This window comes from Salipaludibacillus sp. CF4.18 (genome assembly GCF_051262595.1).
GTDB lineage: Bacteria > Bacillota > Bacilli > Bacillales > Salisediminibacteriaceae > Salipaludibacillus > Salipaludibacillus neizhouensis.
This window is the reverse complement of sequence record NZ_JBIMEV010000127.1, coordinates 1-1,847: the sequence shown is the minus strand read 5'-3', so window position 1 is coordinate 1,847 and position 1,847 is coordinate 1. Positions and strand designations below refer to the sequence as shown.

The 1,847-nt window shown below is 33.7% G+C and carries 2 protein-coding genes; one reads left to right on the top strand and one right to left on the bottom strand.

Features of this window, described 5'->3' with window-relative positions; translation table 11 throughout:
• The first annotated feature begins 84 nt into the window (after positions 1 to 84).
• Positions 85 to 501 (top strand): RDD family protein, encoded by a 417-nt coding sequence (locus tag ACHABW_RS25705; RefSeq protein WP_435759862.1) that lies wholly within the window; start codon positions 85 to 87, stop codon positions 499 to 501.
• Between the two features lie 230 nt (positions 502 to 731).
• On the opposite strand, the gene ACHABW_RS25700 is transcribed toward ACHABW_RS25705, so the two are convergent.
• Entirely contained in the window at positions 732 to 1,061 is a 330-nt protein-coding gene (locus ACHABW_RS25700) for a hypothetical protein (RefSeq protein ID WP_435759860.1), read from the bottom strand.
• Between the last annotated feature and the right edge of the window lie 786 nt (positions 1,062 to 1,847).

The following is a 1,847-nucleotide window of genomic DNA, read 5'->3' as shown; positions in this document are numbered from 1 at the left end:
TTGAGTGAGGGCTTTTTCTTTTTAAAGGTAGAACAAGTACTTTATAATAATAGAGAAACCGATTAATTTGAGGAGAGATTTTGCATGGAAGTAAAGGATCCAGCGGGTTTTTGGGTACGATTTGCCGCAGGCTTTCTAGATGGGCTAGTTGTTATGTTCGTGACAGCTTTATTATCTACAATAATTTATAGAGATGTCTTTATAGAAAGGTTTACCATTGTTGATACTTTAAGTCCTTTATACTATCTAATTTTACCGGTCATTTGGTATGGATATACAGTAGGAAAACGAGCTTTAGGTATCCGTATTGCCAGAATAGATGGAGCGAAAGTTGGAATCACCACCTTGTTTTTAAGACATTTGTTAGCAGGAATCGTATATGCTGTTACATTAGGGATTGGTGTAATTGTGAGTGCCTTTATGGTAGGAATGAGAAAAGATTCGCGGGCGATTCATGATTTTATTGCAGGTACTTATGTAACCTCTAGTCCGCCAAAGTAAAGGGGGAAGTGAGGTTATTTACAGGGGGATGTATGTTTTACATAATCATCAAAACACCGATAACCCTTAAGCTAAATATATGATGATTTAGAGAACTTTAGTAACAGGAAAAGGGTGAGTGTAAGGTGTTAGAAAAAACCTTGAACTCACCCTTTTGTTTATGGAGTAGAATGAGTCGTGTTAGACATGGCTCACTCGATCTTTTTGAGATTGGAATCTAGATTTCTAAATCAAACTTGCTGACCCTTAGGCATTTTTGTCCACTCGTCTTTGTGAAGCATATCTAACAAAATATTTTCCAAATTATTGGTATTAGGATCGTTTTCGCTAAGAGGTTCTGGTTTCCATAATTTTAATAACAGTTGAGATCTGGGAGAATTCAGTAGATGTTTAATAACATGGTCATTGTCAAAATAATACACGATTATTTCTTTATTCATATAGGCGACATAAACTTTTCCGAGGCTTTTCGTATAGACATTAATAATTTTACATTGATTTCCTTTAATGAACCAATACATTGTTTCGATATCGAAATTTTTCTTGTTTACAGCTAGCATCGACTAACCACCTCTGATTTAATATTATTTTACGAGTTTCTTAACAATCTTCTTACTATATACAAATATGATGTTATTTAGTTTTATATACCAACTAGTCAAAATTAATCCCGAATTTTCATCACTTCCTAATGTATAAGAGTTAGTGGCCTAGAAAAGTATTACAAAGATTATCTTATAGGAGATTTAATTTAATGTTAAGGCTTTCGATAAATGTTCTATATATTCGTCAAAAGAAACGATTTCGTGCAGAAATTGAAAATCGAGTTTACTGCCGTTTAATACAGAAGAGTTAACCGGTATTCTGTATTATTGAAAACGAGAATGAGTAATTATACACGGAAAAGCAAAAGGAAAAGGTGTACTTAAGAGAAGCTTGTAGCCATCTAATGTTAAGATAGTATTCAAACGTTAGCGAGAATAAGAACGAAAGTAGCTGTTTTGATAATAGGATTCGTGCCGATTGCGATTTGTATTTTTTTGTTTCCGTGGTTGTCGAAGTTACAGCAAAGATGTACCCTGAGTATGCGCATTTGAGGTATCCTATTATTTAAAGGTAAATATTTTAGTCTGGTGCCTTTTTTCTTTGCTTTATATTAACCATTAAATTATATCGCGACTGGTGTTAGTCGACTCATAATGTTAGGTGCATTAATCGTTTTTCCAGTTTATTTATTCATCATTAACTGTATAGGTATAGGTATAGGTATAGGCTTAGGCTTAGGTCGTAGCCACAATGTTAAAGTAATTAGCTAGAAATGAGTTGTAATAGAAGGGAGAGGGAAA